This is a genomic window from Neobacillus novalis NBRC 102450 (genome assembly GCF_001591805.1).
Lineage (GTDB): Bacteria > Bacillota > Bacilli > Bacillales > Cytobacillaceae > Neobacillus > Neobacillus novalis.
In genome coordinates, this window is the sequence record NZ_BCVP01000076.1 from 1 (window position 1) to 7,642 (window position 7,642).

Consider the following 7,642-nt stretch of genomic DNA (forward strand, 5'->3'; position numbering starts at 1 on the left):
GGGGTTCCATTTCTTTTTCCACCTCCAATCGGAACATTTGTTCCATACACTTATTATACTACCATGGAATAGTAATTGAAAGGAAAAGGAAGAAAAAATATGGCTTATATCCCCATTTCTGAAGAAAGGGATTTTACGCCCCTATTTGATAAATTGAAAAATCGCCGCATGAACAGGGGAAATTATGAGGTATTGTGACCGTTAGCTCGGAAAAATGGCACGAACGGGCACAATTATTGGGACAAGGTGCCTGTCCCCATGTACGTACCCTTGCCCTTCTTAAAGAGTCCGAAATTTCTCATAATAAAGATATAGACGAAGTGGATAACAATTGTATATTATGATAATTAGGGGGTGAATCACATGAAATCTAAAGTGGCAGCTGGATTATTTGGTATTTTATTAGGCAGTTTGGGGATACATAAATTTTACCTTGGTAAAATCGGAATGGGCATCGTATATATTTTATTTAGCTGGACAGGTATCCCCGGCCTTATTGGATTAATTGAGGGCATACTCTACCTGACAAAATCGGATGAAGAATGGGATAGGTTATACAACTCTAAATTTTAGTGGGACGAAGGGACAGGCTCCTCGTCCCTTTTTTTGTATAATCTCTGAAAAATTAGGCGATGCTGAAGCTAAGAAATAGATTTATAGTCTGGGAATTTGGGGGTCAAAAAAATGGGGAGAGAATTAGGAAGTATTTTTAATGAGCTTAGATTAGTCAAAAACAAGGAATTGGATGATTGTGAGCAGGAGCTTAACTCCGGGAATCATAGCATCATCGTCAAAAAGGCGTTATTAGTCTATAAACACAACCTATTAGAGGATTTAGAAATGTATGACCGCTATCTAGTTAATAACTAAGAAACGATAAGGGCGGGGGGACAGGCACCGTGTCACACTTTTTTAATGGGACACGGTGCCTGTCCCCTATTCGCGGTCTAATGGATCTTTTATATGATCCACAAAAAGATCGATAAATAGGGAACCATTTGATGTGATGACGGCGTATTGAATTTCTTTCGTTTGCAAATTTCTTACTTTTAATTCCTGGTTCAGCCATGTGTTGGAATATTGAGAGTTAAAATTCTTCTCAACGGCCATCCCGTCCATAATTAGTTCGATTGGAAGCTGGACTTCTGATTTAAGATGGGTTGGATGAAAATCTCCTTTCGTTAAAGCTTGAAACTTTTCCTTTTTCATGACAGATAACTTGCCACTAACCTCTAAAAGAGCATATTCCACTTGAAATACATCAAATATCCCCTGCTCCCGCAGCTGCTGATTTAAATCGTCTAATGTATACCTTATTTTTTTCATATTCGCATCGAGAATTTTTCCACTCTCCATAACGACGGTCGGTTCCCCGGAAAGCAACAATCGAAAGCGTCTGCTATGCGTAGAAATGAGAGAACTTAGAAAATACATGGAGATAAGGGCAAGGAAGGCTGCCAGCATCGGAATAAATTTTAAATACGTATCAAATCCCATATTGGCAATGAACGAACCAATTGTAATCGATAAGGCAAAATTGTAATGGTTATTACCCGAGTTTACTTGTTTTCCAATCCATAAGGACACCATCATCAAAATTAAAAACGAAATACAAGTCCGTGAAATAGTAATGATTAAATTTTCCAATTCACCCATCCTTCAGTATTATTCACATCACCACCATTTCATTATTGACCAAATATTAAATGAATATTTATCGGACCTTCTAGGTTTAACTCTTTTCTACTATCCGGCCTTCTACCTATCCAATAGTTAAAGTCTATTCTGAATGTTCAGGAGGGTCAAATCGATTTTTCAAGAATAATTGAACAAAAACAGCCTCTCCTACCCATGTAGAAAAGGCTGTTTCTATGAAATTGCTAAATAGGAATTTAACTTAAGGGTGTTACATTTTCAGAAAGGTCTCGCTTTTTTTATTTCCCTCAAAAATCTACGCATGCGAAACTATCAATTCACAAGTCCCGTCGATTTCAAATTCACCAAACCCTACTGGTATAATTAGATGAGTCCCCTTCTTCAATTCATAACGATCGCCAGAATGGAAAAGTGTTCCCTCACCCTTAATTACACTTAGAAGCAAATATTGCTCATTAAATGAGAACGCAGACTTACCTTGAACGTCCCATTTATAAACAGAGAAAAACTCGGACTCAGCAAAAGTGGTGATCCTAGCGTTTTCCTGCTCCTGAACTGTGGACGTACTGACCGTATCACGATGAGGAACAGTCGTAACCTCAATCGCCTTTTCCAAATGCAGCTCCCTTAAGTTGCCCTCGGCATCGCGACGATCATAGTCATACACCCGGTAAGTGGTGTCGGAACTTTGCTGCGTTTCCAAAACTAATGTGCCTTCACAAAGTGCGTGGATGGTACCGCTTGGCACATAGAAGAAATCGCCAGGCTTAATTTTCACTCTCCGCAGCAATTCGCTCCATTTTCCATCATGAATCTGCGCCATTAATTCTTCTTTCGAGCGGGCGTTATGGCCGAAAATCATGTCGGCATCCTCTTTACAGTCGAGGATATACCAGCATTCTGTCTTCCCTAATTCACCGTTTTCATTCATCAGCGCATAAGAATCATCAGGGTGAACTTGCACAGATAGATCCATATTTGCATCCAAAATCTTCGTCAATAGCGGAAATACCTCTGCTCCAGGATTCCCAAATAGCTCAGGATGTTCCCGCCAGAGGTCGTTCAATGGCATCCCTGCATAAGGCCCATTTTCGATAATAGAGGGACCATTCGGATGAGCAGAAATCGCCCAACATTCTCCTGTATGCTCGTTCGGAATTTCATAGCCAAATTCACTCTTCAGCGCCGTTCCGCCCCAAATTCGCTCTTTAAAAACTGGTTTTAAAAATAACGGTTGCAAGATGATTACCTCCAAAAATACGTTTAGTTATTGGGACAAGGTGCCTGTCCCATGTCCCTTTGCTTGCTGTGCAAGTATGAGGGCACCGGTGATTCCGGCGGCGTCCCCTAGGCCGGGGCTCACTATGTAATCTGAAAGCTCGGGTAAAGATACGTAGCCGTGGATGAGTTCTGGTAAATATTTATAGATAGAAGTAAATACGTGTTTTTGATTCATAACTCCCCCACCAAGGATAATCTTTTTCGGTGAAAGAATCAAAATATAGTGCATGAGAGCTTGGGCGAGATAGTATCCCTCCATTTCCCAAACTTCTTCACGTCCAACAAGATTGACCCCTCTTTCACCCCAGCGCTCTTCAACTGCAGGACCGGCTGCAAGACCTTCGAGGCAATCATAATGATAGGGGCACTTCCCCTTATACAAATCATTAGGGTGACGCCTTACAAGGATATGACCCATTTCCGGGTGTGTCATACCTTGAAGGAGCATACCTTGAACAACCGCGCCGGCACCAATTCCCGTACCAACCGTTATATACAAACAGCTATCCAGCCCTTTGGCAGCACCAAGGGTCGCCTCACCCAATGCCGCTGCATTGACATCCGTATGAAAGCCAATCGGGATCGCGAACGAATCTTTCACAGTTTGCACAAACGGATAATCCCGCCATGCTGTTTTCGGTGTGGAGGTAATCGAACCGTATGTAGGACTATCTCGGTTCACATCGATTGGACCAAATGATCCAATCCCAATCGCATCTATCTGATATTGTTTAAAAAACTCAATCACCCTTGGCATGGTTTCCCCAGGGACTGTAGTTGGAATCTGAACACGATTGACAATATTCCCCGATTCATCCCCAACTGCACAAACAAATTTCGTTCCGCCAGCTTCAATAGCACCTAACATAGCAACACCCTCCATTTTATCTTTCGAAGTTATGGTTTTATAATAAAAATGAGAGGTGCGCTAACACTACTCACTGCAAAACTTCACGAACAAGCAAGAAATGTTTCAATGATTATCCATCTCCTTTCCTAAAACGGAAAGAAGTTCAACATCCGGCCATCCTCACAATATTCAGTTCCAACTTCATTTTATCATTTTCCACTACCAAAAAAACCATCAATTTTCCACAAACTTCGAGGAGTACCAGGCAGCTATACAATTTTTCGTTGAAGCTTGTTCGGTACAGAATATAACTAATCTTCTAAAGAGTTTATTTTAAAATCTACCCAAAAAAGGCCAATTCCCCCTGGTAATGGTGGGAATTGGCCTTTACTTGTTTAAGCTTTTTTTGTTTTCTTATTTAATCCATGCTCCATCTGCTCCGACCTTGTATCCTTGGACGGTTGTGTTTACTGCCATGGTTCCATCTTTTTTAAGGTAGTACCATTTGTTTTTGTACTGCACCCAGCTGTTTTCAAGCATTTTGCCTGATTTACCTAGGTAGTACCAAGCATTTTTGTCATGTACCCAGCCATTTTCAAGCATTTTGCCTGATTTGCCTAAGTAGTACCATACATTTTTATCCTTTACCCAGCTATTTCCAAGCATTTTACCTGATTTGCCTAAGTAGTACCATACATTTTTGTCCTTTACCCAGCCATTTTCAAGCATTTTGCCTGATTTGCCTAAGTAGTACCAGGCATTTTTGTCATGTACCCAGCCATTTTCAAGCATCTTGCCTGATTTGCCCAAGTAGTACCATACATTTTTGTCATGTACCCAGTCATTTTCAAGCATTTTTCCTGATTTGCCCAAGTAGTACCATACATTTTTGTCCTGCACCCAGTCATTTTCAAGCATTTTTCCATCAGTACCAAGGTAATACCAGTTTGTCTTATCTTTCAACCAACCAGTTTGTGCTGCACCATCTTCATAGAAATACCAATGGCCGTCTTCTAATTGCCAACCTTCCTTAACTGGTACCGGTTGTTCTTCATTAGCACTTGGGACTAATTGATAGGTTTGGCTGGCCCCGTTTTCTTCACCAAGCGTATTAATGTTTGGCACTAAGTCCAGATATTGTTTTGCAGCTGCAGAAGCTGTAAATGTCATCGTTACATTTCCGTCAACTGGGGCAATTGACCAGTTGTTGTCAGCCTTCAGATCAATAACTTTTCTATCTCTAATATAATCCATCAAAATATCACGAATCTCATCAGTAGAATCAAGCACTAGCTCAGCCGTTCCGTCAACTAAGCCCGGGAACTTCCCGCCGCCGCCTGCACGGTAGTTATTGGTCACGACGATAAATGTTTGGTCATCCTTAATCGGCGTACCATCCATCATTTTGAAATTGATGATTCTGTGTGAATCCGCGTTCTCAAGGACACCCTTGTTCCAGTCATATCTTCTAGGCTGGGTAACATCCACTTGGTATTTTACACCATCAATTACATCATATAAGTAGCCTGGGAAAGAGTTATCAAGTAAATCTTGTTGTTCCTCTTTAGTTGGGTCGATCTGTTTAAAAGATGAAGCCGAAAATTCAAGCCATTCTCTCACTTGAGTCCCGGTCATTTTTACCGCTTTAATCGTATTGTCAAAGTTGTACAAATCTGTTGCACTTTTAATGGAAAGATCGCCGACAGCGACATTGGTATTATTTTTAAAAGGAGCCATTGCCGAAACAACTGGAATACCCTTTAATTCAGGCTTATTCAATGGAATCCATTTGTTTGCATAATCGATTTGCGCCAGGTTTACAAGGTGTAAACTAGCATCGTCTACTACTCTTGAGAAAAAGCTGAACAACGGCTGCTTCGTCTCGCCAATTTTTTCATTCACATATTTAATCGTTGCTTCGTGCATGTCTTTTACACCATCAACAATCTCTTGATCCAATGGAGTATCTACGGAGACTGGACGATTCTTTGAATTGGAGGCATTTTTGTCCGCCTTCCATTTGCCGTCTTCTTTTACAAGTTTTAAATCCATGACGCCTAAGTTGTCGCCCCATTTTCCAGCTTCAACGGCAGGAACACCATGAATATGTCCGGTCTTATTATCAATTTCCGGTTTATTGTTAAAGCCACTTGCTCCTGGGAACGTTGTATGCGCATGTCCAAACAGCATAGCATCAATGTCCGGTACCTTTGTTAATTCATAAACAGCGTTCTCGGCTTCTTGATCATCCTCTTCCTGAATGTCACAGCCAGAGTGAGCAATCGCGACAATTATGTCTGCCCCCTCTTCCTTCATTTTAGGGATAAATTTTCTTGCTGTTTCCGTAATCCCCTCAACTGTTACTTTTCCATCCAGATAGAATTTGTCCCAATTCATGATTTGTGGTGGAACAAAACCAATGACACCAACTTTAATCGTAGATTCATTACCAGCATCATCGATAATGGTTTTATCTAAAATTTTATACGGAGTGAAATAGTTTTCACCATTGTCAGCACGATAAACGTTTGCGTTTATCACATTGAAATTCGCACCTTCTAAAACACGATCCAGATACTCGAGACCATAGTTGAACTCATGGTTCCCAATAATCGCCGCATCGTAGTCAAGGGTGTTCATTGCTTTAAATAGTGGATGAACTTCTCCTGCCTTCAGGTTTTTGGCAGCATACGTTGCCAATGGATTCCCTTGGATGGAATCGCCGGCATCAAAAAGCATCGAGTTTTTAACTCCTTCTTCTTCTCGTGCCGCCTTGATTAGTGTTGCAGTTTTCGCCAAACCATATTTAATTCCTTGGTCTGTACCTTGATAATAATCATACGGCATAACATTCGAATGAAGATCGGTAGTTTCCAAGATACGTAACTTTGCTGTGTTCTCTGTACCAGCTTCACTTTCTGCTTTTACCCCAGCAGGAAAAAGCCCTTGTACAGACGCAGCCACAAGAAAAGCTATTAAAATAGCATTCAGAAAAACTTTTCCTTTTTTCAACACAAAACATCCACCTTTCGACAAAATATTTAGTACCCCGAAAAATTATACAATGACTCTAGCATTTATACAAGTTATGGGTTGATAGCGTTTGCACATACTATGGTTAGTAGAAGGATTTGGGATAAAACCGCACATTTACATTCCTATCTTAATACTGTGAAATTTTGTACTTAAAGTAACTGGGCAGGATAGATGAAGGAAATTCAAAATATACCTAGAATTTCTTTGTATATTTGATATAATTTAATTGAAAGAAAAAGTAAAATTTGGGCTAGTGGAGAGGAGATAAGGTTTGATGATTACGAGGAAATTTTTAGTCCTTTTATTTTTAATAGCTAATCTTTTAGTCTTACTGTCACCATTTTTCAGCAAAAGTTCCGTAAGCAATTATGATGATCTAAAAAATGCTGCATTTGGTTTTCCGTTCCCTTTTGTTAATCAAGACCTATCCAGCTTTGATCCACCATTTCCTTATGTTATGTCTATTTCTTCTCCCTGGGAAAATCCTATGTCAATAAATCTGTTATCTTTAATTGCCTCTTTGCTTGTTGTAAATGTGCCAATATATTTTATTTACTATATATTAGGTTTACTCAGGAAGTAATTTTTCATAATTCTTCAGCACTCAGATCCAAAGTCGATTATTCATGCTAAATGTTCTTGGCTCAAATGAAATGTGGTCACTCCTTATATGCTTTATATCTCTTTTAAGCTACCCAATACGGACGATTTCCCTGGCTTCGGTCGCTTATAGCCCTTATAAGCTACCCAACTTGATCAAATTCCCCGGATTCGGTCGCTTATAGCTCTTATAAGCTACCCAACTTGGGCAAATTCCCC

At 40.2% G+C, this 7,642-nt stretch carries 7 protein-coding genes; 3 read left to right on the top strand and 4 right to left on the bottom strand.

Features of this window, described 5'->3' with window-relative positions; all coding sequences use genetic code 11:
• Positions 1–363: 363 nt before the first annotated feature.
• Positions 364–573 carry a TM2 domain-containing protein gene (locus BANVL01_RS26120; RefSeq protein ID WP_066092585.1) on the top strand — a complete coding sequence of 70 codons (210 nt, stop codon included), beginning with the start codon at positions 364–366 and terminating at the stop codon, positions 571–573.
• 111 nt (positions 574–684) lie between these two features.
• Positions 685–870, top strand: coding sequence for a hypothetical protein (locus tag BANVL01_RS26125; protein ID WP_066092588.1), 186 nt, complete (start codon positions 685–687; stop codon positions 868–870).
• Positions 871–936: 66 nt separating this feature from the next.
• Here BANVL01_RS26125 and BANVL01_RS26130 read toward each other — a convergent pair whose 3' ends face one another.
• The 4 genes from BANVL01_RS26130 to BANVL01_RS26145 all read right to left on the bottom strand — a co-directional run bounded on the left by BANVL01_RS26130 (position 937) and on the right by BANVL01_RS26145 (position 6,799).
• Entirely contained in the window at positions 937–1,647 is a 711-nt protein-coding gene (locus BANVL01_RS26130; RefSeq protein ID WP_066096998.1) for a DUF421 domain-containing protein, read from the bottom strand.
• 304 nt (positions 1,648–1,951) lie between these two features.
• Positions 1,952–2,899: a mannose-6-phosphate isomerase, class I gene (gene manA / locus BANVL01_RS26135; RefSeq protein ID WP_066097002.1), complete on the bottom strand. Its 948-nt coding sequence runs from the start codon at positions 2,897–2,899 to the stop codon at positions 1,952–1,954.
• Positions 2,900–2,923: 24 nt separating this feature from the next.
• Positions 2,924–3,805 carry an ROK family protein gene (locus tag BANVL01_RS26140; RefSeq protein ID WP_066092591.1) on the bottom strand — a complete coding sequence of 294 codons (882 nt, stop codon included), beginning with the start codon at positions 3,803–3,805 and terminating at the stop codon, positions 2,924–2,926.
• Positions 3,806–4,201: 396 nt separating this feature from the next.
• Positions 4,202–6,799 (bottom strand): bifunctional 2',3'-cyclic-nucleotide 2'-phosphodiesterase/3'-nucleotidase, encoded by a 2,598-nt coding sequence (locus BANVL01_RS26145; protein ID WP_235845782.1) that lies wholly within the window; start codon positions 6,797–6,799, stop codon positions 4,202–4,204.
• A gap of 298 nt (positions 6,800–7,097) precedes the next feature.
• Here BANVL01_RS26145 and BANVL01_RS26150 point away from each other — a divergent pair, with 298 nt between their 5' ends.
• Positions 7,098–7,406, top strand: a complete 309-nt coding sequence (locus BANVL01_RS26150) for a hypothetical protein (RefSeq protein ID WP_066092597.1) — start codon at positions 7,098–7,100, stop codon at positions 7,404–7,406.
• The last annotated feature ends 236 nt before the right edge of the window (positions 7,407–7,642 follow it).

Coding starts and splice junctions, on each gene's coding strand:
- BANVL01_RS26150 (WP_066092597.1), top strand. CDS start 7,098: ATGATTACGAGGAAATTTTTAGTCCTTTTATTTTTAATAGCTAATCTT.
- BANVL01_RS26120 (WP_066092585.1), top strand. CDS start 364: ATGAAATCTAAAGTGGCAGCTGGATTATTTGGTATTTTATTAGGCAGT.
- BANVL01_RS26125 (WP_066092588.1), top strand. CDS start 685: ATGGGGAGAGAATTAGGAAGTATTTTTAATGAGCTTAGATTAGTCAAA.
- BANVL01_RS26140 (WP_066092591.1), bottom strand. CDS start 3,805: ATGTTAGGTGCTATTGAAGCTGGCGGAACGAAATTTGTTTGTGCAGTT.